Raw genomic sequence first — 24138 nt, forward strand, 5'->3', positions numbered from 1 at the left:
CTGCCAGGCTGACCACGGCCCGCGCGTCCCTCATCTCGATCTGACGCGCTTCGAAGCAGTACGGCGCGGCCGAGCCCGAACAACCCCGAGGAGTCCATGCCCCATCGTCAAACACTTCACCGAGTCACCTTCAGCACCGTCTTCAGCCTGGTGGCCCTGCTCGCCGTCGCCTGGAGCGGCACGGCCCACGCGCAGACCTACACCCACGGCACCGCGGACGGCTTCGCGGCGCCGACCGAGCCCGTGTCGCCCAGCTCCGGCATGCTGGCCTACATCGCGGCGGGCTATCTCTATCCAGGCTCGCGCGATTTCGATGACCTGGGCATCGACCGGTGGTTCGCCACCACCTTCACCAACCTGCGCAACAATGGCCCCATCTGCGGGGCCACGCTTCGCATGACGGTCCAGAATCAGAGCCTCAACGACTCCATGGGCATGATGTTCATGGGCCCCTCCGGCACTCCGCTCGCCACGGGCTGGGGCGCCTCCCTGTCGAGCCTGGGCGTGCCCTCCGGAACCACCGGCACCATCAACCTCAACCTGGCCTCGCTGCCCGGCGGCGTCAACCTCATCCCCACGCTCAACGCGCAGGGCTTCGTGGACATCTTCGTCCAGGACGACTCCGGAGTGGACTTCGTCACCCTCGTCGTCACCGTGTGCGGCGTGACCGCGGACGTCTACACGAAGGACAACACCAGCGACCTCGGCTACGCGCCGACGGTGGACCCCATCTGGGGGAGCCCCGACATCCGCGTGTGCTACAGCCCCGGCTGCACGCTGGCCCAGCGGTACCTCGCGTACGGCATCACGAACTACCTCTACGTGACGCTGCGGAACAACGGACCGCTGACGCCGGTAGGCAACGCAGCCAGTGGCACGCTGAATATCTACTACACGGGCGCGGGGGTGGCGGCCATCTGGCCCAACGACTGGACGCTCATCGGAAGCATCTCCGTCCCCAACCTCGCTCCGGGCGCCACGCAGGAGTTCATGTTTCCGTGGTCGTCCGTGCCGGCGCCAGGCAACTACAGCCTGCTGACACGCTGGGTGTCCTCGGGTGACCCGATGTCGCTGCCGGAGTTGCCGGGCTCCAACACGCTCACCAACACCCGCTGGAACAACAACATCGCCTGGAAGGACCTGTCCGTCGTCGGCCTGTAGTCCCTCGCGCCCTCGGGCGATTTCGGCTTCCGGGTCCACCACCTGCCGTGAGTGAGGGACCCGGGCGCACCATGCCCATCGCAATGACTGACCGTCCAGGCGCCGCTCCACTCCCCCAGAGGACGCTCCATGAGCCGGCTGTCCCCTGGACAGGTCCGATGTCCGGGCAAGCACCAGGGGTGTCACAAACGCTCGGGTGACCCGGTCTTCAGGGCATGAGCTCGACACGGGAACAGCGAGACGTGGTGGTGATTGGCGGAGGGATTGGCGGCCTGGCCGCTGCCGTCCTCCTTGCGCGCGGGGGACGGACCGTCACCCTGGTGGAGAAAGCGCCTCGGTTCGGCGGTCGCGCCATCACCACGGAGCGGGAGGGCTTCAAGTTCAACCTCGGCATTCACGCGTTCTACTCGGGAGGGCCCGGCGAGGCCGTGCTGCGCGAACTCGGCATCACCCTCTCGGGCGGGCAGACGGACCGCTCGCTCTACGAGTGCCAGGACGGAGCTCGCATCGGCCGGCTGCCGGTGGATGCGGACTCACTTGCGACCAGCGAGGTGCTGGACCCTGCGTCGCGCGCGGAGCTCGCCTGGCTTCTCCGCCTGCTCAGGACCGAGCCCCTTCACGTCTGGAGGGGTCGGCCCGTGAGCGCCTGGCTGGAGCAGCATGCGCGGCAGCCTGTGGTGCGGCGCCTCCTCGAAGCGGTGGTCCGGCTCGCGACGTACACGCACGCGCCCGATGAGGTCGATGCGGAGTATGCGCTGTCGCTCGTGGGCTCGCAGCGCGGAGCACTCCTCCTCGACGGGGGTTGGCAGACCCTGGTCAATGGGCTCGAGAGCGCGGCACGTGCGGCGGGCGTGGAGATGATTCATGGTGCCGCCGTCACGGGCATCGAGCTCGGACCGCCGCACACCGTGCGACTCCCGACCCGCACCCTTCACACGACGGCCGTGGTGGTCGCCACCGATGTGATGGCCGCGGCGCGACTGCTCGAGCTCCCCTCGGTCGACGCGTGGGCGGCTCGCACGCGGCCCGTGCGCGCGGCGTGCCTGGACCTCGCGCTGCACGCGTTGCCGGATCCCCGGCGCCTGGTGGTCCTGCGCCTGGACCAACCTCTCTACTACTCCGTACACTCCCGCTCGTGCCGGCTCGCTCCGGGCGACGGCGCGTTGCTCCACCTGGTCAAATACCTGCCCTTGAGACCGTCTGACCTCGACGAGGACCCGCGCGAAGACCGTCGCCAGCTCGAAGCCTGGCTGGATGAGCTCCAGCCCGGATGGCGCGAGGTGGTGGTGGCTTCTCAATTCCTTCCCCGCATCCAGGTCTCAGGGGACGCCGTGACGGCCGGACAGCAGGGGCTTCAGGGGCGCCCCTCGCCCATCGTTCCAGACGCGCCCGGCGTGTACCTGGTGGGGGACTTCGTCGGAGCGCAGGACCATCTGGCGCACGCCAGTCTGGCCAGCGCGGAAGCGGTTGCGCGAGACGTCCTGGAGCGCGCGGCATGACGGCGAGCGGCGACGAGGTCTTCCTGGCCCACCGGGCGGCACTCCTCTCCATTGCCTACAACATGCTGGGCCGCGTTGCGGAGGCGGAGGATTGCGTTCAGGAAGCCTATCTCCGCTGGCAACGCGCCAGCCGGGCCGAGGATGGCGAAGCCATTGCGTCGCCGCAGGCGTACCTGCGCCGCGTGGTCGCGAACCTCTGTATCAACCGCCTCCAGTCGGCAGCCGCTCGGAGGGAGTCCTACGTGGGCGTCTGGCTCCCGGAGCCCCTGGTCGAGAGGGAGGCCACGCCGCCGGGCGAGACCGCCGCCGAGCAATCCGAGACCCTCTCGATTGCGCTCCTCCGGGTGATGGAGTCGCTGACACCCGTCGAGCGCGCGGTGTTCCTGCTCCGGGAAGTCTTCGAACGGCCGTACCCCGAGATTTCACGCGCCGTCGGCAAGAGCGAAGCCCATTGCCGACAGCTCGTGCACCGGGCGAAGGAGAGACTCGCCCTGGGGCAATCCCGATTCAGCGTGTCATCGGACGAGCATGAGCGGCTCGCCCTGCGTTTCGCGGAGGCGTGCGCGAGCGACGACGTCCATGCTCTCGTCGAGGTGCTCGCCAGCGATGTGACGCTCTACAGCGATGGGGGCGAGGCGCGCGAACCCATCCACCACGCAGACGCCGTCGCTCGGTTCATCCTGGCAGGCAGGGAACGCTTGAGCCAGGGCTCCTCGTGGTCGTGGCGCATCACCAGGGTCAACGGGAAGCCCGGTGTCGTGATTCTCGTCGACAGCTCCGTGTATGCCGTCTTCGCGCTCGAGGTCCGCGCGGGGCGAATCGACGAGGTCGACATCATCGTCTCGCCCTCGAAGCTGCGCCATCTCCAGGCGTGAGCATGTCGGGCGCTGTGGTGCGTGCTGCACTATGTTCGCCCGGAGGGGGAATCATCCATGAGCTTGTTGTCGACCGCGGCGGTGCTTCTCGTGCTGAAGGCCGGTGGAGCGCCACAGTCCGCCCGACCCATCGATTTCATCTACTCCGTGGGGCCCTACCCGGACACGGGTCTGGCCTACGTCGGTTGCGATGCGCTGCCGTCCGCCAGGGTCGACTACTGCGTGCCGGACGGCACCTGGCTGGGGCTGTGCTCGCGGAAGAAACCGCCTGACGTCCTGACGCGTGTCGAGGGCCCGCTCGTCTTCAAGGACGCGATTCCGCGCATCCAGGGCTGTGAGGAGAACGTCCGGTTGATGTGGAGACCTCCGGGGAGCGCCGCGCCGGCCTACCAGGACCCGGAGGCCGGGCCGATGGAGACGAAGAAGGGCGTGACGGCCGTGGACCTCACCCAGGATGGCAACACGTACCGCATCGCGCTGTACGAGAAGGCGCTCCGGCTCGAAGTGAAGGACGCGGCGGGGAAGAAGCGCGTCGTGAACCTCCAGAAGGAGTTTGGCGACGCCGTGAAGCAGTCGAAGTCCGTGTCGTTCGACTTCCTGGGGGACGTCAGTGGCGACGGCGCTCCCGAGGCCATCGTCGCGCTCACCCTGGATGGGTACACGCAAGAACTCGAGAGCAGGAGGAACGTCCCGGTCGCGGTGATGGTCTCCCTGTCGGACCCATTGCGGGTCGTGGGCTTTACCTCCGGCTCACCCTTCAAGCTGTACGGTGCCGGGAACTGCGCTGACGTGGGCTGCGACGTCGTCGCCTTCCTCGACAAGAAGGAGTCCTGCGACCACTTCTCGGGCGAGGAGCCCTACGACAAGGCACGGCGGAAGTTCCTCGCGAACGCCATGAAGGGCTGCGACAAGCTGGAGCCTCGGCGCAAGGCCCTGCTCGAGAAGTACAGCTCCGATGCGAACGTGACGCAGGCACTCACGAAAGCGGCATCGGGAGAATGAGGGACATCCTCACCTTTGTTCCCTCCCTGCCCGGCCGCTACACCTTCCGCTGGCATGGCCCCCACATCGATGGACGCTGGGCGCCCGGGTGCTCGAAGCGCTAAAGGTGGAGAAGGCGCTGGCCAACCCGAAAGGAACGTCGCCATGTCGAAGGTCGTCGCAATCATGTCCATGTCGCTCGACGGCTTCGTCGCCGACCGCAACGATGGCGTGGCAGAAGTGTTCGACTGGTACTTCACCTCGGGGGACGTCGAGTTCCACACCGGAGGGGCGGACCCCATGACGTTCAAGGTGTCCGGACCGAGCGCCGAGCACCTTCGCGCTCTCACGTCCGGACTGGGTGCCATGCTCACCGGTCGACGCACTTTCGACGTCGCCCAGGGCTGGGGCGGAAATCACGCCTGGGGACCCGCATTCGTCCTGACCCACCACATCCCCGCCGGATGGCCGCGCCCCGACTCGACGGTCCACTTCGTGACCGACGGCATTGAAAGCGCCGTGAGACAGGCCAAGGCCGCCGCCGCCGGCAAGTCCGTGGGGGTCCACGGCGCTGACACCATCCAGCAGTGCCTGAATGCGGGCCTCCTCGACGAAATCCACGTCGACATCGCGGCGGTGCTTCTTGGGTCTGGAGTTCGACTCTTTGACCATCTCACCGGCACGCCCGCCGTCCTTGGCAACCCGACGGTGATTCAGGGCGTCGGCGTGACACACCTGCGCTACCCGGTCCGCAAGGCGTAGTCCCACAACCCACCTCTTGCTCGTCCGGCGAAGTGACGGCCCTGGAAGCGGGTGTCTCCCAGTGCGGTGTCGCGGACATCCATCGCTTGACCCGGCGTGCTTCCCTCCCGATGGTTGACGCATGTCTGCTGCAACGCCGCGCGCGGTCCTCTTCCAGCACGATGCCCCCGTGAGCGCGGGCGCCCTCGCGGGTGCGCTCGTCCGGGCGGGGTTCACCCTGGAGACACGCTTCCGCGAAGTGCGGCCTGGTGACGCCGAGGCGGACCTGGTGGTCGTCCTCGGTGGCTTCATGGGCGTCTACGAGGCCGACTCGCATCCCTACCTCCGAGAGGAGCTCGCCCTGCTGGAGCGGCGGCTCCACCAGCGTCGCCCGAGCCTCGGCGTGTGCCTCGGGGCGCAGATGCTCGCGGCCGTCTCGGGCGCCCGCGTGTATCAGGACCCGAAGGGCATGGTCCTGGGAGCCCAGGCCATCCACGTGACGCCCTCGGGCCGAGAGCACTCCATCTTCGCCGGAGGCCCCGAGTCACTCCTCGTCACCCAGTGGCACGGCGACACCTTCGACACCGTGCGCGGCGCGGAGACGCTCGCGTTCTCGGAGCGCCAGCCGCAGGAGGTGTTCCAGCTGGCGAATTCGGTGGGCTTCCTCTTCCACCCCGAAGTGGAACCTCCAACGCTGGAGTCCTGGGCGCGCACCTTCCCCCAGTCCCTGTCCCGCGCGGGGCGTCAGCTCGACGACATGCTCGCGAGGGATGTGCCGTCGCTCCAGGCCGCACGGGCCGACAGTGAAGGTCTGCTGAAGCGGGTCGCCGAACACTTCGTTCGCGACGCGGTCCTTGATTCGCGGTGATGGTTTTCATCAGGGCGCCGGGGGCGGCCACGACTCCGGCGCCCCAGAGGCCCGGTTCACCGTCCACGCTCGCGGGGCCACGACGGGACTTTGGCACGCGAGGCCGCTCCCATGCGCCCGGCGGGACAGTCGCGAGCGGAACAGGCCCTGTAAGTCAGGCTCTGCTGGCTTCGGCGTTCCGCACCCTCGAGCTATGGGCCGTCGTGTCCGACGTGCTCCGAGGGAGCCGAGGTGGGCGGACGCGGTTTCGCAAATGCGGGGCCGTAACATGCGCCCTTGAACACGTAATAGTTGTAGTTCTCGTCGCAGTCCTTCACGTCAATTTCCAGCTTCAGCCAGCACCCGCCATTGATAGGAACCTGCCCCCTGATGGGACAGCGCCCCGTGGCGTCTGGCCGCAACTGTCCTGAAAGCGGCCTGGGAGGCACGTCCACCGAGATGGTCGGCCACACGGCAGGCGCCCGAGCCAGCGACACCGGGGCCGTCAACGCGGTGTCTCCGACCGCCACGGTGCCGGCATCCCTTGCCTCCTCGGGCGCTGACGCGTGTCGCGGCTCGGGCTCTTCTCCGGGCTGCACGCTCAGCGTCATCCCCCCGGCTGCCAACGCCACGGCTCCTCCCAGGCTGGCCGCCGCGAGCCAGGAGCGATTGAGACGCCCAGGCGCCCGTGGCACGACGTGCCGGGGGACGGCCCATACATCCTTGGGCCAGGCCTCCTCCCTGGCGAAGAGAGGCACCTCCGCTTCCGGCCCCGCCTTCCTCGCGGCCCGCTCCAGCGCCTCGGCCAGCTCGCGCGCACTGCCACGCGCCTCGGGCCGCACCAAGAGCATCCGCGACACGAGCTCGCTCAGCTCCGCGCAGCAGCGGACGTTGACGATGCGTGCAGGCCGTGGACCCGCCCCCTCCGGGCTCCAGACGTGGGAGTCCTTGTCCAGCGGCGACACCGAGGGAGGGTATTCGCCAGTCACCAGCCGGTATGCAGTCACTCCCAATGCGAAGACATCATCCGCCGGCCCGGGCGCGTAGGCGGGGGTCGACTCGAGGATGGGGAGCCGCACGGAGCGCAAGGCCTCCGGCGAGCGGTAGGGCGGAGTCCCGGGAGGAAATGGCGGCGACGTCAGTGGGACGGCACCCACGTAGTGTCCGCAGCCGAAGTCGGTGAGGAAGACCTGGCCGTCCGTGGCGCTCACGAGGACGTTGTCGCCCTTCACATCTCTGTGGACGCCCTCGACGGCATGAGTGGCAGCCAGGGCCCGCGCGAGGCGGGCGAAGGCGTGAAGCACCTGGCGGGAGCTGGGGCTCACCACCTGTGCCCATTCGTACAGGGACAGGCCCTCTATCCACTCCATCGCGAGCCAGGGATGGGAGAGGCCCCACGGCGATTGCCAGCTCCCATGGTCCACGAGGCGCGGGACGCTCGGGTGGCAGATGCGGGAGAGCAGCTCCACCTCTCGTGCGAAGCGCTCATCTCCGGGACGCAGGGCCAGCTTGAGGGCGACGGGTCCGGGCCTCCCCTCAACGCCGAAGGCGCGGTAGACGGCGCCGTAGGCTCCATAGCCCCTCCGCTCCATCACGCGCCACGGCCCCACCCTCGTCCCCGACGGGAGGCATGACGGATTCAGGTGGCCAGGCTGCATGGGTGCCCCACGGGAGGATTCGCTGCGCTCGCGGCAAGCCTACCGTCCGCATCGGCCCGTGTCAGCGCAATCCCCTGGGTGGGGTGTCGCCAGCGGAGCCTGACTCACAGGACCTGTTCCGCCCGCGACTGTCCCACTCCAGCACGGCGGCCCCGGCGCCAGGCCGTGGGGGTGGTGCCGCGCTCACGCGAGAAGGCACGAGCGAACGCCGACTCACTGTCGTACCCTACGCGCGCGGCGATGGTCTTCACCGGCGCGTCGCTGGACTCCAGCAGCGCCGCGGCGCGGTCGATGCGCAGCCGCCGGAGGTAGTGGCCCAGGGGCTCCCCCAGGAGCGCCGTCGTCCGCTCCGCCAGCACCGAGCGCGATACGCCCACGCGCGCCGCGAGCGCTCCCAATTCCCAGTCCTCCTCGGGCCGTGCGCGGGCCTGCACCAGCGCCGCCACCACGCGCTCGTCGCGCACCGCATCGGCGCCCGGCAGGGACGCGCTCGCATCGCGGAGCGCATGCGCGAAGAGGGCACGGGCCCACGTCGTCGCGATTTCCTGCCGCAGCGAGGGCGACAGCTCATGCGCCCCGGCCAGCAGGGACAGCGTCTCACGCAGCCAGCGGCCCAGGCCCGGGTCCTCGGCGGGCACCCGGACGATGGGCGACAGCAGGCCGAGCCACGGGGCGTCACGCGTGTCGAGGTCGAAGTCGACGATGACGAGCCGGGAGGAGGGCTCGCGCGTGTTCGACCAGGCGCTCGCGGCCACCTGGCGCATGCCCTCGCAGGCGCTGCCGCCTGGAGGGATGGAGGTGGCCAGCCCATCCCGGACGACGTGCGCGTCGGTGCGCGGCAGGAAGGCCAGCTCGCCGGCACGCAGGTGCACCCGCTGCCGGGGCAGGTCCAGGACTCCCCCTCCACCGAGCGTCGCATACAGGCGTGCCCTTCCCGGCTCCGCGGCACGGTGCTTGCCCCAGCGCCCATCCAGCTCCAGGTGGGTGATGTCACTGCCACGAACGCCGAGGGAGCGGGACAGCTCATCAAAGGACGACGTCATGCGCGGAAAGGTAACACCGGGTCCGGCTCCGGGCCGGCTGTGTCGCAGGACGCGCGGCACGGCAATGCGGACGCCCTGCACAGGAGCCCTTCCCATCCTTCTCTCCAGACGGAGCGGCGCCCGGATGGCGCCAACGCCCCCACGGGAGAGACCCCCATGTCCAACGACTCAAGGCCCCGCAACGCCCTGGAAGCCCTCGACGCGCACCTCCACCTCATCACCCGAGACATCGAACGCTGGCTCACGCTCTTCGCCGAAGACGCCGTCGTCGAGTTCCCCTACGCCACCGGCGCCAAGGTCCCTGCCCGCCTGGTGGGCAAGGCGGCAATCCGGGACTACTTCTCCCGCACGCCGGACGTGTTCAAGGACCTGCGGTTCCGCGACGTGCGCCGGTACGCCACCACGGACCCGGACCTCGCCATCGGTGAGGCCCACGGCTCGGCGACGATTGCGACGACGTCCCTGCCCTACGAGCAGGACTACGTCTTCTTCGTCCACCTCCGCGACGGGGCCATCATCCGCTACCGCGAATACTGGAACGTCGCCGCCGCGAACGAGTCCTTCGGCGGCCTGTCGCAGGTGGCCAGCGCCATGGGGGCAAAGTGATGCGAGCGCTCGTCCTCGGAGGTACCGGACAGACCGGAACGCTCGTGGCCCGGGGGTTGGGTGAGCGCGGCGTCGCGGTGCGCACCGCGAGCCGGAGTGCCCAGGCCGGAGACCATGCCGTGTTCGACTGGGAGCGCGGCGAGACGCACGAGGCAGCGCTGCGCGACGTCGAGGCCGTATTCCTCGTGGCTCCCGCGACGGCCGGGGACCCGGCCCAGGTCATGGTGCCGTTCATCGAGCGGGCCGTATCAATGGGCGTCCGGAGCTTCGTCCTCCTGAGCTCGTCGGCCATTGAGGAAGGGACACCGGGGATGGGCGCCGTGCACGCGGCGCTGCGGGCCCGGGCCCCGGGCTGGACGGTGCTCCGCCCTTCGTGGTTCATGCAGAACTTCTTCCAGCCGCGACACCACCTGGCCCAGGGCCTTGCCCGGAATGGGCAGATGCTCACCGCCACGGGACAGGGCCGCGTCGGGCTCATCGATGTCGCCGACATCGCGGCGGTCGCAGTGGAGACGCTGCTGGCTCCGGTGAACCAGGCGCCCGTGCTGACGGGCCCGGAGGCGCTGTCGTACGACGAGGTGGCGGCCATCCTGTCCGAGGTCACGGGCCGGCGACTGGAGCACCGGGCAGTCTCCGTGGACGAGGCCCGCGCCTCCATGATGTCCGCCGGCATTCCCGAGGCCTACGCGTCACTGCTGGCTGGCATGGAGGCGTCCATCGCGCGTGGCAGCGAGGACCGCACCACGGACTCGGTGCTTCGAATCACCGGCCGGCGTCCGCGCTCGTTCCGCGAGGTCGCCTCGCGCATCACGAAGACGCGCGACGCGGGCCTCGCGCAGAGTGGCCATCAAGGAGAGTAGGAGTCTGGAGCTGTCAGCCATCTCTCCATGGCTCGACTCAAGGCGTTGGCGAACCGCAGGGAGCGGTTCTCCCAGTTGGCATTGTCGCGGAAGCTGGGATCAAACTCGACGTGCAGGAAGCGTCCGGTGTCTTCCTCTCCGACCGCGCATTGATTGCCGCGGTTGAGTTGATGCGCGTTCACATTGGTGTTGTGGCAGCCCGTGGGGCGTAGGTAGTTGTACGACGCAGGGAAGTCACTACACAGCGAGAACTCACCGCGTTGCGCGGCATCGAAGAACTCTGGCAGGGCTTCACCCACCAACTGCGGCCCGGACTTGTATCGCGTGGTGAATCGGGAGTTGAAGCTGTTGACCAGCAACAGGTGGAAGTTCGGGGCCCCTACCATGCCGTGCAGTTGAACGAAGAACGCGTAGGGATACATGCTTGCGAGGTTGGTATGGGCTCGATGAAACAACGTCGAGACGGAATGCGCGCCATCCGAAATGGGACTGCCCTGGCACGCGACCTTCTCGCTGCTGGAGCCTTTGTGGATCGCATTCATGAGCAGGATCCGCGCGCGGGTGTTGGCCATCACGGTCGTGGCGGTGCGAAAGACCCCGTCGGTTCCCTCATGAGGGGATGAAAGAATCAGGGGAGCCACCGGGTTGGCGTGCGTCTCGGGCTGGCTGGGAATCTGTATCTGGCCTACACGCCAGATGAAGGCGACCCGCCTGGCGCTGAGAGGCGCCCAGAAGAAGACCATGGTGTCATCCGCGCTGCCGAGCCGGCATCCCTTCATGCTCACGGCCTCGAGGGCGGCTTGAAGTCGAGGCAGGTCCTCTGCTTCCAGCGAGTCGAAGACCTCCCGCACCTTCACGACGGCGCCATCGCCAGGGGGCTCATAGTTCGGCACCTTCTGTCCCACGTGGGGGAGAATCGGTGACCAGAGCTCATTCTGGGGCTCACAAGGTGCAAAGGCGTTCAGAACCTCCTCGCCTTGAGGGGACAGGCCAGAGGGCGCTGTTCCTCCACCAGACAAGGACAGAGCGGAGACGCTGGGGGGTGCCGCCTCTGCGCCAGACACCGACAAACACGCTGCCGCCAAGCACACCAGAACATCATTCAGCCTCATGGAGCCTCCTGGAGAGGGACCTGCGCCATGCCGTCATCTGGCGCAAGACGAGCCTCGGCTCCCAGAGCGAGGACGGCAGCCGCTTCGTCGAACGCATCCTCACCGAGGTGATGAGCCCCAGGGAAGAGGAGCGCAACGTGCTCGACCCTCTCACGGCCGCCCTCGAAGCTCATCTCCACGGAGCTCCCGCGCCCTCGCCGCGGCCCGGCACGTCACCTCCAGCACCTGAAGCCGCCAGACACTTCTGCGCCGCTCGAGGCCGGGCGCTTCCGCGAGGCCGAGGCCGTCTGCCACGAGGACCTCCGCCTCAACCCCAAGAATGGCTGGGGCCTCTTCGGCCTCACCCTCGCGCTCGAGGGCCAGGGTCGAAAGGACGAGGCGGCACGCAGCCGCGCGGACTTCGAGAAGGCGTGGGCGCGCACGGACTGCTCCTCACCATCCCCCGGGAAGCCCCCACCTGTGCGCGGTGTCGAAGCTCCCGTTGAAGCGAGCCCCTTCCGCCTTGTCCTCGTGCAGCCAGAAGAACCGGCCCATCAATCCTCACGCTCCCGGTCGCGAATCGTAGACCTGGCGTCAGGCCACTCAGCCCCCGTGCACCATGCGCAGGAATCCGCGCGAGGGCACCGCCGAGGCTGAAGCCAGCAACTCCGGCGCCGGCCACGCGTTGCTCGGGCGGCCCTCCGCGAGGAAGGACACCGCGGGCGTCACCACCTCCGGCGCATACAGGATGCGGTGGTGCCCCAGCCCCTCCGTGCGCGTCAGCTTCGCGCCCGGCCACGCGCGAGCCACCGCCTCACCCGCCTCCAACGGCACCTCCCTGTCCCCCACGTCGTGGAAGATGCGCAGTGGCACCTGCAACAGGGGTGCGAAATTGGGAAGCGCCAGGTCCCTCAGTCGCATGTCGAACCGCGCCTCGATTCGCGCCGCCATCCGCTTCTGCACGCCCTCCGACAGGCCCACCGTCTTCCCGAAGGCCTTGATGCCCCAGCGAGGGTCCGACGGCGGGGAGAGGAACACCGCGCGCTCCACCCGCAGCCCGTCCCGCAGCGCCACCGCCGTGGCCGCCGCGCCGAACGAGTGCGCCACCACCGCATACGGCCCGCCCGTGGCCCGCCCCACCCACGCCACCATGTCCGCCATCTCCGGCAGCGAGCTGGTGCGCCCGGACGACACCCCGTGCCCCGGCGCGTCGTACGTCACCACCGAGAAGCCCGCCTCCACCAGCGGCGCCACGAAGGCCGTGAGCTGCCCGCCATAGCCGCTCCACCCGTGCACCAGCAGCACCCGCGGGCCCTCGCCCCAGCTCCACACCGACACCTTCTCGCCGCCCAGCTTCAGCACCCGCTGCTGCCCCCGGGCCAGCACCGCCTCGGCCGTGCGCGAGCGCCGCGTCCGCTGGGGCGTCAGGAACAGCCGCTCCGCCCACGCCGCCGCCAGCCCCGGAGCCACCGCTCCCAGCCCCTTCGCCGTGGCCCGTACTCCCAGCAGCGCCATTTGAGTCCGAACGTTCGTGCTATTTTCTGCCATGATGAGGTCCTCCTCGGAAGGACACGGGAACAACGGAAGTCAGTGGGTGGGGTTGCGGGCGGCGGCCACGAGCGCGTCGAAGGCGCGCCGGGCACGGTCCTCGGCCCTGGGGTCTCTCATCAGCCGCCGCGAGTGGTGGAAGCCCAGCATCGCCGCGTACTCGTCGTGGGCGAACTGCTCCACGTCCAGGTCCTTGCGGAAGTGCCCCTCCGCCACGGCGATGCGCGCGGCCTGGGCCAGGCAGTCCAGCCAGTCCCGCTGGCTCTGCACCAGCGTGTCCCGCGCGGGGCCCTCCGCGTCGTCCAATTCCGCCGCCGCCGCCACGAAGATGCAGCCGCCCTCGAGAATCTTGTCCTTGTCCCAGGTGAGCCAGCCCTCGAAGAGGGCGCGCACCCGGGGCTCGCCGCGGGGCCGGGCGAGGGCCGGGCGGACGACGCGCTCGGTGAAGACCCCGGTGGCCGTCTGGAGCACCTGCACCTGGAGTTCCGTCTTGGACTTGAAGTGCGCGAAGAGGCCGCTCTTGGAGAGGTTCAACTCCTCCGCCAGCCCGCCAATGCTCAGCCCTTGCAGCCCCACCCGGCTCGCCAGCCGGATGGCCGTCTCCAGGATGGTCTGGTGCGTGAGCTCGCCCTTGCGCATGGGCCTTGTTTAAAACGACCGTGCTTTTTCTGCAAGCCCTTCTCAGCCCTCGCCGGCGTCAGCCCTCGGTATTCCGGAGGAAGTCGGCCACCTGGGCGAAGCGCTCGTCGAGGAAGCGGCGCAGGCCGCCGGTGACGCCCCGCGCGTCCAGGGCGCGGCGCATGGAGCGCAGCCACGCGTCGCGCATGCCGGTGTCCACGGGCAGGTGGCCGTGGCGCATGCGCAGGCGCGGGTGGCCGTGGCGCTCGGAGTAGTGCTGGGGCCCGCCCAGCCACCCCATGAGGAAGAGGCCGAAGCGCTCGCGCGTGCCCGCATTCACGCGGCCCTCCGCGTCCAATTCGTGCAGCTTCGCCAGCGCCGGCTCCCCGGCATCCATGGCGTCGTAGAAGGCGTGGGCCAGCGCGCGCGTCGCCTCCTCGCCACCGAGCCGCTGGTACGGCGTGTCGTCCAGGGTAGGCACCCAGTCATCCGAGGGAGGCATCTTCAGTTCAACGGGCATGGCTTCCTTCAACTCCGGGGACACGGCGCGTCCATCCTGGCGCGGCGGGCCGCCGCGCGCACGCGCAAGGATTGCGTGCCTGGAGGGCAGGCAAGGTGGCGTACGGTGTACACCCCTCCCGGCGGAGAATTGACCGGGGAAAGTCATGGTTGCTAAGGCCCTGGGCTCCCCGTGAATCCCCCCTCCGACGTCACATCGGCCCAAGCCTCTCCCCTGCCCCTGGTCTGGGTGCTGGACGACAGCCCGGCGGAGACGGAGGTCATCCGCCGCGCCCTGGCCCCCACCTGCCAGGTCGCCACCTTCGCGGACGGGCCGGCGCTGCTGGAGGCCCTGGGGCCGCAGAGCGCGCCCGAGGTGCTGGTGGTGGACTGGTTCCTCCCCGGCATGACGGGCCTGGAGGTGTGCCGCTTCCTGCGCGGCAACCCCGCCACCACGCACCTGCCCGTGCTGTTGCTCACCTCCAACACGCAGCCGCCCGACGTGGTGGAGGGGCTGACGGCGGGCGCCAACGACTACGTCTTCAAGCCCTTCCGCCCGGCGGAGCTGGCCGCGCGGGTGGGCGCGCTCGCGCGCTGGGAGCGCACGCGGCGCCAGGCCCTGGAAGACGAGCGCGCGCGGCGACTGCTCGCCGAGGGCACGCTGACCGAGGTGCAGCTCGCCGAGGAGCGCGCCTGGCGCAGCGAGCTGCGCTTCCGGCTGGCGGCGCGCGCGACGCGGGACGCGGTGTGGGAGTGGGACCCGCGCACCGACTCCGTGGACTGGACGAGCGGCGTGCACGAGGTGTTCGGCTACGCGCCCTCGGACGTGCGCGACACGTTCGACTGGAAGGTGGAGCGCCTGCACCCGGAGGACCGCGAGCGCGTGGTGAAGGGCATCCAGGCGACGATGGCGGGCACCGAGCACGAGTGGCAGGACGCGTACCGCTTCCGGCGCGCCAACGGCACCTGGGCGCACGTGGTGGACCGCTGCCACATCGTCCGCGACGCGAAGGACCGGGCGGTGCAGGTGGTGGGGGCGATGCAGGACGTCACCGAGCGCCAGGAGGCGGAAGCCGCGCGCGCCCGGCTGCTGGAGCTGGAGCGCCGCGCGCGCGAGGAGGCGGACCGGCAGCGCGCCCTGCTGGCCACCCTCTTCGAGCAGGTGCCCGCGCTGCTCGGCGTGCTGCGCGCCCCGGAGCAGCGCTTCGTGGTGGCCAACGCGCGGCTGCGGCAGCTCTTCGGAAACCGTCCGCTGGTGGGGCGCCCCATCCGCGAGGCGCTGCCGGAGCTGGAGGGCCAGGGCTTCCTGGAGCTGCTGGACACGGTGTTCGCCACCGGCGAGTCCTTCAGCGCCCGGGAGATGCCCGCGCGCGTCGACCGGCGCAACGACGGCGAGCTGTCCGAGAGCTACTTCGACTTCATGTACCAGCCCATGCTGAGCGCGGAGGGCCAGGTGGAGGCCGTCATCCTCTTCGCGGTGGAGGTGACGGACACGATGCTGGCGCGGCGCAAGGAGACCGCGCTGGCCGGGGCCCTGCGCGAGAGCGAGCAGCGGCTGCGCTCGGCGCTGGCGGCGGCCAACGTGGGCACGTGGCGGCTGGACCTGGCGTCGCGGATGATTCTGCGCGACGCCAACTACAACCGCATCCTGGGGCTGGAGGCGCGCGAGGCCGCCTTCCCACTGGACGACGTGTACGCCCGCATCCACCCGGAGGACCTGCCCGCCGTCCAGGAGCACACCGAGCGCGCCATCCGCGAGCGCGGCACGCTCGAGGCCGAGTACCGCATCCTCCGCTCAGACGGCACGGTGCGGTGGCTCCGGGACCAGGGGCGGGTGCTGACGAACGAGCGGGGCGAGCCCACGCACCTCACCGGCGCGCTGGCGGACATCACCGAGCCGAAGCGACTGTCGGCGGAGATGCGCGCGCGCGCGGACTTCGAGCGGCAGCTCATCGGGATTGTCAGTCACGATTTGCGCAACCCGCTGAGCGCGATAACGCTGGCGGTGTCGGTGCTGCTGCAGCGCAGCGGGCTGGACGAGCGCATGGAGCGGCACGTGCAGCGCATCCACCGCTCGGCGGAGCGGGCCACGCGGATGATTCGCGACCTGCTGGACTTCACCCGGGCGCGGCAGGGCGGGAGCCTTCCGTTGTTTCCCCGGCCGGTGGACCTGCACGAGGTGGTGCACGCGGTGGTGGACGAGGTGCAGGCGGCGTCCCCGGGCCGGCGCATCCATTCGGAGCATGCGGGGAGCGGCGCGGGGACGTGGGACCCGGACCGGCTGGCGCAGGTGCTCAGCAACCTGGTGGGCAATGCGCTGCAGTACAGCCCGCCGGACACGTCGGTGCGCGTGGTGGCGCGGGGCGGGGAGCACGGAGTGGAATTGGAAGTCCACAACCAGGGGACGCCGATTCCGCCGGAGCAGCTTCCGCGCATCTTCGAGCCCCTGGAGCGCGGCGTGGAGCGGGCGGAGGACCGCGGCGGGCGCAGCATCGGCCTGGGGCTCTACATCGTCCGCAGCATCGTCCAGGCGCACGGCGGCACCGTGGAGGTGACGTCCACGGCCGAGGCGGGCACCACCTTCACGGTGCGACTGCCGCGCCAGGCCCCCGCGTCCAACCCGGGTCGGGACGGCATGGGCGAGGCGGTGGGGTAGAGGCGAGGAAGGGCATCAGGGTCCGGACCACGGACCGCCCGCTGGCCACCGCCGGTCGAAGGACCTCCCCTCCTGGCAGGCCGATGCGACAGGCCCCAGGAAGGCGGCAAGCGCCTCCACGACGGCGCCCATGTCTTCCGGAGCATTCAGCAGACCGGACTTCTTGCGGAACGCGCTCCATCCAACCCGTGCGTGCGCGCCGCCGACGAAGTCCTTCGTGAAGGCGAGGGGCGCGGGCTCGAGGCGCGTCTCTCGCCGGGCGAAGGTCGCGGCCACCGCCCTTGTCAGGACGGCGCCGTCGAAGTCGAAGCGGCGAGACAGCAGCCAGATGTCATAGAAGTCCTTCATCCGGCTGTTGAGGGCGCCGAGGAACACCATCGCCTGGAACTTCTCCGCGATGACCGTCTCACGTGGGTAGCCCTCCAGTGATGGGGCGGGCAGGTCCAGCAGCGTCGGATAGACGAGGGGCACCGGGCCCGGGACGACCACGTCACCGAAGCCGATGTCGAGCTGCATCCCCAGTCGCACCTTCCCGAGCAGCCCCGTGAAGCGAACCCGCACGCCTGGAGACTCGGCCGCTTCATGGATGTGCTCGACGGTGAGGGAGTCCGGGGCGAAGAGCAGGCCGTCCGGCTCCACCTCGGTCACGCAGACCTCCCTGATGGTCCTCCCCACCACGGCCAGCGAGTTCTCCAGCCGCCCGAGCAGGTCCACGTCCCGCGTCACGCGCGCCAGGGGCGCCTTCCAGACGTGCAGCATCAATCCCCCCTTGAGCACGAAGCGCGCGCGGTGGGGTGAGGATGACAGGCGATAGAGGAATCGCTCCATGGCGTAGTATTGGAGCAATTCCTGGAAGGGCCGCTGGGTTTCACGGGCCTGGTTCATCAAGCGGGCCTGCACGGATGCGGGCAGGTTCTTCTTCGTCAAATGAGCGCCTCCAGATAGGGCCGCATCACCTTTTCGACGCGGCACTGGCGCCCATGCAGGAGTAGGGCCGGCAGGTGCTTGCGGCGTCGCGAGCGCCACAGCCGCAGCGCTTCGAGCGTCACGTCCATGCCCACCTTGTTCCGATACTTGAAGCAGTCCGCGAGCGTCTTCTCCGGTCCGTAGACGTGGACCTCCCGTCCGTCCAGCACGTGGGACTCGATGCCCTCGTGGAAGGCGGCACCGGAGAACCAGAAGAAGCGAGTTGGCGGATGGTCGACGCGGGGATGTCTGGCGCCCCGCTCCAGCGCCACGTCCACGACGTGCGGCACCTCGGTGGTGAGCTCGTGAAAGGAGAGCGCGGAGACGAGGCAGATGACGCCTCGGGGGACGCGCGTTGCAATCGTGACGAGGTCCGGATGGCCGAGCGGCGCCAGCCGACTCAGGCGATAGAGCCCGCGACCGAGCGTGTCCAACACTCCGGCATCGCGCATGCCGTACAACGCCCTGCGGGAGATTCCGAGCCGCAGCACCTCCGACATGCGGAGCACACCGCCCCGTGCCTGGATGAGGCGCACCTCTCGCTCGAAGGCCTTCTGGGGGGGACGGCTGGGAGACATGGTGCCTTCAAATGTAGATATCTGAAGGCGTTTTGTCTCTCGCTACGCCGTCCAGCGCTTCGGGCGGCGCTTGAGCGTGTTGAGCCCCAGCCTGTCGCACAGCGCCTCGAAGCGCTCCCGCGGCACGCCCTTCCACTCCAGGTCCGCCAGCGACGCGGTGCCCGGCAGCGGCGCATCCGTCACCAGCGTGGCCAGCTTGCGGTACAAGAGCACGTCCTCGCGGTGCTCGCGCAGCGTCGCCGCCAGCTTCTCCGCGCCGCGCGGGCGCACCGTCCACGCGGAGGCCTCGGCCGGAATCGCCTCCAGGTGGCCGTAGGCGCTCAGCAACGCCGAGGCCCCCTTCTCACCGAAGCCCGTGAGGCCGGGGATGCCGTCCGCGTCGTCCCCCATCAGCCCCAGCAGGTCCGGCACGCTCGCGGGCGGCACGCCCAGCTTCGCGCGCACCCCTTCCTCGTCGAACTCCTTCTCCTGCCGCCGGTCCACCTGCACCACCTTCTTCCCCCGCACGCACTGGCCCAGGTCCTTGTCCGGCGTCATCAGCCGCACCTGCTCCACCTGGCCCGCGAAGCGCGCCGCCGCCGTGGACAGCGCGTCGTCCGCCTCGTACTCCTTCATGGACCACGCGGTGACGCCCAGCGCGCGCACCGCCTCTTCGGCCAGGTCGAACTGTGCGTGCAACTCCGGCGGCACGCCCTCGTCGCTCTTGTAGCCGGCGAACAGCGCGTTGCGGAACGAGCGGATGGGGTTGTCGAACGCCACCGCCACGTGCGTCACCGCCTCCGTGGCGTCGTGCAGCAGCATGAGCAGCGACGACATCAACCCCACCGTCGCCTTCACGTCCTGTCCGCCCGGCGCCTCATGGCCGGGCCGGGGCGAGAAGTGGGCTCGGTACAGCTCATACGTCCCATCCACGAGGTGCAGGCGCATACGCTCCGTCTACCTCCGCCGGGTGCGTCCCGGCCAGTCCCCTCATGTGCCGTGACAAGGGACTTCACACTCCGGGACAGGTGCCTGCGTGCCTGCCCGGCCCCTCCTCAGGCGTCTCTGTCGCGGGCGGATTGTCGGCCCGGAGGGGCGGCCCCACCTCTGGCATTGGGCGCGACGTCCCGCGCCCGGTGGTGCCCTGACGGCTGGAGGTGAACCGTGCGCCCGAAGCTGATTGCCGCCGTGATGTGCCTGACCCTCGTCGGGTGCGCCGGCCAGCGTGTCATTCCCGCTCCCACTGAGCGCCGTGTCCAGGCAGAGGCCTCGCTGAGGGCCGCGGAAGGGGCCGGCGCCAGCCGCGTCCCCGAGGCCGCCCAGCACCTGGAGTTCGCCCGGCAGCAGATTGCCGACGGCGAGCGACTGCTCGCCGCGGACGAGCAGGAGGCCGCGGAGCTGCGCTTCCAGCAGGCTGAAGCGGACGCGGACCTGGCGCTCGCGCTGGCCCGCTCGGTGCCCCTCGAACGCGAGGCGCGGACGGCCACCCAGCAGGCCGAGTCCGCGCGCCGCAGCCTCCAGTGAGCCGCCCACCCCGAGAGGAGAGCGTCATGGTGCTTTGGAAGCGTGGATGGAAGGCCCTCGTCGGGGCCACGGCAATGGTCGCGGTGGGCTGCGCCTCGGGGCCTCCGCCCCGGGAGTTGATGGACGCGCGCACCGCGTACCAGCAGCTGGCCACCAGCCCCCAGGGCCATGAGCGGCCACAGGACGTCGCCGAGGCCCACGACGCGCTGCTCGAAGCCGAGCGCGAGTATGACAACAGCAAGGACTCGCCCCGGACGCGCTCGCTCGCCTATGTGGCACTGCGCAAGGCGGAGACCGCGGAGGCCCGTGGCTCCGGGGACCTCGCGGCGAAGCAGCGGGCGAAGGCGCAGGCCTCGCTCGCGCAGTCGCAGGCGATGCAGCAACAACGCGTCCAGTCGGAGCTGGACGCCGCGCGGCAGCAACTGGCCCAGGCCGAGCGTGAGCGGCAGGAAGCGCTCGCGCAGCAGCAGCGCGCTTCGCAGATGGCGCAGTCGCAGCAGGCGGAAGCGGAGCGCCTGAGGGCGGATGCGCAGCAGCGCCAGCAGGAGGCGGAGCAGCTGAGGGCCCAGGCCCAGCAGCGGCAGTCGGAGGCGCAGCAGCTGTCCCAGGAGACGGCGCGGCGGCAGACGGAGGAGCAGCGCCGCGCGCAAGCCGAGGCCGAGGCACAACGGCTGACGCAGCAGAACCAGGAGCTGCAGCAGCGCACCGCGCAGCTCGAGTCGGAGCGCCAGGCGCGGGTACAGGCCGAGCAGCAGGCCGAGCAGCGGGCCGAGCAGGAACGGCAGGCGCGGGTGGAGGCGGAGCGCAGTGCCACCGCGGCGCTGACGAAGCTGCAGGAGACGGAGAAGGGCCTGAAGGTGCGCGAGGAGGAGCGCGGCATCGTGGTGACGCTCTCCGGCAGCGTGCTCTTCGCGTCGGGCGCGGTGGACCTGCTGCCCGCGGCGCGCGACAGGCTGTCCGAGGTGGCGGACGTGCTGAAGGAGACGCAGAGCCCGCTGCTCATCGAGGGCCACACGGACTCGCAGGGCAAGGACGAGTACAACGAGGACCTGTCCTACCGCCGCGCGGACCGCGTGCGGGAGTTCCTCACCTCGCGCGGCGTGCCGGCGGAGCGCATCAACATCCGGGGCTTCGGTGAGTACAGGCCGGTGGCGTCCAACGGCACGCCCGAGGGCCGGGCCAACAACCGGCGTGTGGAAATCGTCATCGAGCGCGGCCAGGCCGTGGGTGGCAGTGGTCAGGAGCAGCAGGGCACGGGCGGCACGGGCTCTCAGCAGCAGCCCTCGCAGGAAGGCACGCAGGTCCAACCGCCGCGGGCCACGCCTCCCGAGCGTGGGACGACGGGCAGTGGCGCCCAGCAGGCCACGCCTCCGACGGGTGGAAGCGGCTCGGGCGGCAGCGGGCAGGACGTGGGCACGGGACACTCCGCGCCTCCGGCACAGCCCGCGGCGCCGAGCGGCACCGACGTGCAGGGCCAGGGCGGGAGCGGCTCGCTCGACAGCGACATCCAGGAAGGCGCCACCCCGCCGCAGCCCGGCGCCCAGCCCGGGCAGAGCGACACGCAGCCGCCGCGCTGAACCCGAGCTCCCTTCAGCAGTCGCGACGACCTCCGCCTCCGGGACGCAGTAGCCTCGGGGGCGGTTTCGCGCCATGCCCTCCGACACCACCGCCCTGCTCACCACCGAGCGTCTCTCCCTGGCGCTGCTCCCGCCGGACGCCGCGTGGCGGGTGCTCGCCTACTACGAGGCGAACCGTGAGCACTTCGACCCGGTGTCGCCCGCGCGGCCCGCCAACTTCTTCTCCGTCACCTACTGGCGCACCCGGCTCGCGCAGGACCGCGAGGACTTCCGGCATGACCTGTCCCTGCGCCTGTTCCTCCTGCCGCGCACCGAGCCCCTCGCCACCGCGCCCGTCATCGGCAACATCTCCCTCACCCACATCCGCCGAGGCCCCCTCCAGGCCGCGGACCTCGGCTACGCGCTGGACCAGCGCCACGAGGGCCAGGGCCTCATGACCGAGGGCCTGCGCGCCATCCGCGACTACGCCTTCGGCCCGCTGGGCCTGCACCGGCTCCAGGCCAACCACCTGCCGGAGAACCTCCGGAGCGCCGCCGTGCTGAAGCGCCTCGGCTTCGTCGTGGAGGGCTACGCCCGCGACTTCCTCCTCATCGACGGACGCTGGAGGGACCACGTCCTCACCAGCCTCGTCGCGACTCCAGATGACGCCCGCTGAGCGGGCTACTCCGATGACGCCCGCTGAGCGGGCTACTCCGCTGACGCCCGCTAGCGCAGCGGCATCGGCACCTTCGCCGCGGGCAGGTTCGGCGGCGGCAGGTGCGCGTCGAACCACTCCACCATCCGCAGCGTCCGGTCCTTCAGGTGGTCCGGCTTGCGCAGCCCGTGTCCCTCATCCGCGTAGATGACCAACTGCGTCTCCACGCCCAGCGCCTTGAGCGCCTTGAAGAACTCGTAGCTCTGCGACGCCGGCACCTCCACGTCCCGCTCACCGTGCTCGAGCAGCGTCGGCGTGCGCACCAGCTTCACGAAGTTGATGGGCGAGCTGCGCGCGTACACGTCCGGCTCGTCGTACACGGACGCGCCGAAGTACGGCAGCATCCACGTGTCGATGTGGTTCGTCCCGTAGTAGCTCTGCCAGTTGGAGATGCCCGCCCCCGCCACCGCCGCGCGGAAGCGCTGCGTCTGCGTCACCGCCCACATCGTCATGTAGCCGCCGTAGCTCCACCCCATCACGCCCAGCCGCGCCGGGTCCACCGGCTCGCTCGCCAGCACCGCGTCCACGCCCGACATGATGTCGCGCATGTCGCCGTACCCGAAGTCCCGCCGGTTGGCCTGCACGAAGTCCGCCCCCTGCCCGAAGCTGCCACGCGGGTTGGGGAAGAAGACGTAGTAGCCCTGGCTCGTCAGCATCAGCGCCTGCGACTGGAAGGCGGACAGCACCCCCGACGCCGGCCCGCCGTGAATCACCGTCGCCATCGGCGCCCGCGCGCTGCCCACCGGCGCCGTGGGCGGCGCCAGCAGCCAGCCCTGCACGTCCCGCCCCTCGCTCTTCCACGTCACGCTGCGCACCGGCCCCACCGGCAGCTTCACGTCCGCGTTGAGGCGCGTGACGGGCTTCCACTCCCCCACCGGCCCCACCCACACGTCCGGCGCCCGCGTGAAGGACTCGCGCACCACCGCGCTCGTCACGCCGTCCTCCGCCAGCGACGCGCCCACCACCCCGCCCGCGCTGATGCGCTCGGGGCCCTTCCACAGCATCGTCACCCCACCCTTCACCGGGTCCACCGTCGCCAGCGCCGAGTCCCCCAGCACCTGCGCGCCGAACACCAGCCGCCCCTTCTCCACCCAGTCCAGGCTCGTCGCGGTGGCCTTCATCCCCGGCGTGAGGTTGCGCGCCTTGCCCCCCGCCACCGGCACCGCGTACACGTCCCCGCCGTTGGAGCCCTGGTCGCTCATCAGTCCCTCGATGAACGCCAGTTGCTTCCCGTCGGGGCTCCACGTGGGCTCGGTGAGCTGCCACTTCGGCGTGTACAAGAGCCGCGCGCGGCCCGACTTCACCTCCACCACGTGCAGCTTCGCCACCCACCAGTTCGCGTCCCCCGGCGGCGGCGCGGCCGTCACCGCGAGCTGGTCGCTGTCCGGGCTCCACGCGTACTCGTAGACGAAGAGGTTCTCCGGCGTCACCTTCCGCACGGCGCCGTCGTCCACGTCCACCACCGCCACGCGCCGCACCGGGTGCGCCTCCTGCACCACGCCCGTCTCACGCGCCGCGGGGCCGGTGGGGCCCTTGGCGTGCTCGGCGCCCTCGCCCTCGATGACGAGCAGCGCGAGGGAGTCCCCGTCCGGAGACCACCGCGGCCCGGAGGCCGGGCCCTGGAAGGACGTCAGCTTGCGCACCGGGCCTTCGGACACGTTGGCGACGTAGAGCTGCACCGGCCCGCCCAGCCCCGCGTCGGAGAGGAACGCGAGCTTCCGCCCGTCCGGGCTCCACGCCAGCGAGGACTCGTTGCACGAGCGCATCGCCAGGCAGACGGTGATGCGCTCGGGCTTCGCGTCGGACCCGGTGAGGTCCAGCACCTGGATGATGCTGCCACCCGGGTTCGCCCCGGCGGCTTCCGAGCCGGACTCCACCCACGCCAGGCGCCGGCCATTCGGAGCGAGGGCCACCTGCCGGAAGCGCACGGTGCGCTGGAGCGCCTCGTAGACGGCGTCGAGCGGCGGCCGGACGGCCTTCGCCACCGCGCCCTGGAGCGCCACGTCCGCGCGGCGCACCTCCACGCCCGCGTCACCCGCCTGGCCCTGCTGACCGAGCACCGGCCCCGCGCCCAGCAGCACCACACCCAGTCCGAAGATTCGCGCCACCCGCTGCATCATGTCCCCCAGGAGGTCATG

General features: G+C 70.4%; 22 protein-coding genes and 1 pseudogene. 13 read left to right on the top strand and 10 right to left on the bottom strand.

The window, feature by feature from the left end; translation table 11 throughout:
• The first annotated feature begins 96 nt into the window (after positions 1-96).
• The 6 genes from OV427_RS18300 to OV427_RS18325 all read left to right on the top strand — a co-directional run bounded on the left by OV427_RS18300 (position 97) and on the right by OV427_RS18325 (position 6125).
• Positions 97-1161 (top strand): hypothetical protein, encoded by a 1065-nt coding sequence (locus OV427_RS18300; RefSeq protein ID WP_267857406.1) that lies wholly within the window; start codon positions 97-99, stop codon positions 1159-1161.
• 215 nt (positions 1162-1376) lie between these two features.
• Positions 1377-2660, top strand: coding sequence for a phytoene desaturase family protein (locus OV427_RS18305; RefSeq protein ID WP_267857407.1), 1284 nt, complete (start codon positions 1377-1379; stop codon positions 2658-2660).
• Entirely contained in the window at positions 2657-3535 is an 879-nt protein-coding gene (gene sigJ, locus OV427_RS18310; protein WP_267857408.1) for an RNA polymerase sigma factor SigJ, read from the top strand. Before OV427_RS18305 ends, sigJ begins: the two co-directional genes overlap by 4 nt.
• 57 nt (positions 3536-3592) lie before the next feature.
• Complete coding sequence (locus OV427_RS18315; protein WP_267857409.1) at positions 3593-4537, top strand: hypothetical protein; 945 nt, start codon at positions 3593-3595, stop codon at positions 4535-4537.
• 144 nt (positions 4538-4681) lie between these two features.
• Complete coding sequence (locus OV427_RS18320; protein ID WP_267857410.1) at positions 4682-5278, top strand: dihydrofolate reductase family protein; 597 nt, start codon at positions 4682-4684, stop codon at positions 5276-5278.
• A gap of 121 nt (positions 5279-5399) precedes the next feature.
• Positions 5400-6125 carry a type 1 glutamine amidotransferase gene (locus OV427_RS18325; RefSeq protein ID WP_267857411.1) on the top strand — a complete coding sequence of 242 codons (726 nt, stop codon included), beginning with the start codon at positions 5400-5402 and terminating at the stop codon, positions 6123-6125.
• A 191-nt stretch (positions 6126-6316) separates the two neighbouring features.
• Here the strand turns inward: OV427_RS18325 and OV427_RS18330 are convergent, their stop codons facing one another.
• Together OV427_RS18330 and OV427_RS18335 are read right to left on the bottom strand one after the other, a co-directional pair.
• Complete coding sequence (locus OV427_RS18330) at positions 6317-7696, bottom strand: serine/threonine protein kinase (protein WP_267863440.1); 1380 nt, start codon at positions 7694-7696, stop codon at positions 6317-6319.
• A 170-nt stretch (positions 7697-7866) separates the two neighbouring features.
• The gene (locus OV427_RS18335; protein ID WP_267857412.1) at positions 7867-8805 is read right to left on the bottom strand and encodes a helix-turn-helix domain-containing protein; all 939 of its coding nucleotides are present in this window, start codon (positions 8803-8805) and stop codon (positions 7867-7869) included.
• Between the two features lie 156 nt (positions 8806-8961).
• Here OV427_RS18335 and OV427_RS18340 point away from each other — a divergent pair, with 156 nt between their 5' ends.
• A complete protein-coding gene (locus OV427_RS18340) occupies positions 8962-9411 on the top strand; it encodes a nuclear transport factor 2 family protein (RefSeq protein ID WP_267857413.1) in 450 nt (149 codons plus the stop codon).
• Positions 9411-10271 (top strand): NAD(P)H-binding protein, encoded by an 861-nt coding sequence (locus OV427_RS18345; RefSeq protein WP_267857414.1) that lies wholly within the window; start codon positions 9411-9413, stop codon positions 10269-10271. The genes OV427_RS18340 and OV427_RS18345 overlap by 1 nt, the downstream gene beginning before the upstream one ends.
• On the opposite strand, the gene OV427_RS18350 is transcribed toward OV427_RS18345, so the two are convergent.
• A complete protein-coding gene (locus OV427_RS18350) occupies positions 10259-11176 on the bottom strand; it encodes a hypothetical protein (RefSeq protein WP_267857415.1) in 918 nt (305 codons plus the stop codon). The two genes, OV427_RS18345 and OV427_RS18350, sit on opposite strands and share 13 nt — an antisense overlap.
• A gap of 218 nt (positions 11177-11394) precedes the next feature.
• Between OV427_RS18350 and OV427_RS18355 the strand changes: the two are divergent.
• A pseudogene (locus OV427_RS18355) lies at positions 11395-11595 on the top strand (IS66 family transposase); the annotation flags it as partial.
• A 370-nt stretch (positions 11596-11965) separates the two neighbouring features.
• On the opposite strand, the gene OV427_RS18360 reads toward OV427_RS18355, so the two are convergent.
• From OV427_RS18360 to OV427_RS18370, 3 genes are read right to left on the bottom strand one after another with little or no spacing between them, the layout of a single operon-like run.
• A complete protein-coding gene (locus tag OV427_RS18360; RefSeq protein WP_267857416.1) occupies positions 11966-12910 on the bottom strand; it encodes an alpha/beta hydrolase in 945 nt (314 codons plus the stop codon).
• Positions 12911-12949: 39 nt separating this feature from the next.
• Positions 12950-13549, bottom strand: coding sequence for a TetR/AcrR family transcriptional regulator (locus tag OV427_RS18365; RefSeq protein WP_267857417.1), 600 nt, complete (start codon positions 13547-13549; stop codon positions 12950-12952).
• A gap of 58 nt (positions 13550-13607) precedes the next feature.
• The gene (locus tag OV427_RS18370; protein WP_267857418.1) at positions 13608-14048 is read right to left on the bottom strand and encodes a group II truncated hemoglobin; all 441 of its coding nucleotides are present in this window, start codon (positions 14046-14048) and stop codon (positions 13608-13610) included.
• Positions 14049-14219: 171 nt separating this feature from the next.
• Between OV427_RS18370 and OV427_RS18375 the strand changes: the two genes are divergently transcribed.
• Positions 14220-16682: a PAS domain-containing protein gene (locus tag OV427_RS18375; protein WP_267857419.1), complete on the top strand. Its 2463-nt coding sequence runs from the start codon at positions 14220-14222 to the stop codon at positions 16680-16682.
• Positions 16683-16697: 15 nt separating this feature from the next.
• Here OV427_RS18375 and OV427_RS18380 read toward each other — a convergent pair whose 3' ends face one another.
• The 3 genes from OV427_RS18380 to OV427_RS18390 are packed head-to-tail and all read right to left on the bottom strand — an operon-like array spanning position 16698 to position 19153.
• On the bottom strand, positions 16698-17609 hold the full coding sequence (locus OV427_RS18380) for a nucleotidyl transferase AbiEii/AbiGii toxin family protein (RefSeq protein WP_267857420.1): 912 nt from the start codon (positions 17607-17609) through the stop codon (positions 16698-16700).
• Positions 17606-18226, bottom strand: a complete 621-nt coding sequence (locus OV427_RS18385; protein WP_267857421.1) for a type IV toxin-antitoxin system AbiEi family antitoxin domain-containing protein — start codon at positions 18224-18226, stop codon at positions 17606-17608. The genes OV427_RS18380 and OV427_RS18385 overlap by 4 nt, the downstream gene beginning before the upstream one ends.
• Positions 18227-18268: 42 nt before the next feature.
• Positions 18269-19153, bottom strand: coding sequence for a 5'-3' exonuclease (locus OV427_RS18390; RefSeq protein ID WP_267857422.1), 885 nt, complete (start codon positions 19151-19153; stop codon positions 18269-18271).
• 216 nt (positions 19154-19369) lie between these two features.
• Between OV427_RS18390 and OV427_RS18395 the strand changes: the two genes are divergently transcribed.
• The 3 genes from OV427_RS18395 (at position 19370) to OV427_RS18405 (ending at position 21961) form a co-directional block, all read left to right on the top strand.
• Positions 19370-19729: a DUF4398 domain-containing protein gene (locus tag OV427_RS18395; protein ID WP_267857423.1), complete on the top strand. Its 360-nt coding sequence runs from the start codon at positions 19370-19372 to the stop codon at positions 19727-19729.
• 26 nt (positions 19730-19755) lie between these two features.
• Entirely contained in the window at positions 19756-21306 is a 1551-nt protein-coding gene (locus tag OV427_RS18400; protein ID WP_267857424.1) for an OmpA family protein, read from the top strand.
• 73 nt (positions 21307-21379) lie between these two features.
• Positions 21380-21961 (top strand): GNAT family N-acetyltransferase, encoded by a 582-nt coding sequence (locus OV427_RS18405; RefSeq protein ID WP_267857425.1) that lies wholly within the window; start codon positions 21380-21382, stop codon positions 21959-21961.
• A 50-nt stretch (positions 21962-22011) separates the two neighbouring features.
• Here the strand turns inward: OV427_RS18405 and OV427_RS18410 are convergent, their stop codons facing one another.
• On the bottom strand, positions 22012-24120 hold the full coding sequence (locus OV427_RS18410) for a S9 family peptidase (protein ID WP_267857426.1): 2109 nt from the start codon (positions 24118-24120) through the stop codon (positions 22012-22014).
• Positions 24121-24138 lie beyond the last annotated feature (18 nt).

It is taken from the genome of Pyxidicoccus sp. MSG2, assembly GCF_026626705.1.
GTDB lineage: Bacteria > Myxococcota > Myxococcia > Myxococcales > Myxococcaceae > Myxococcus.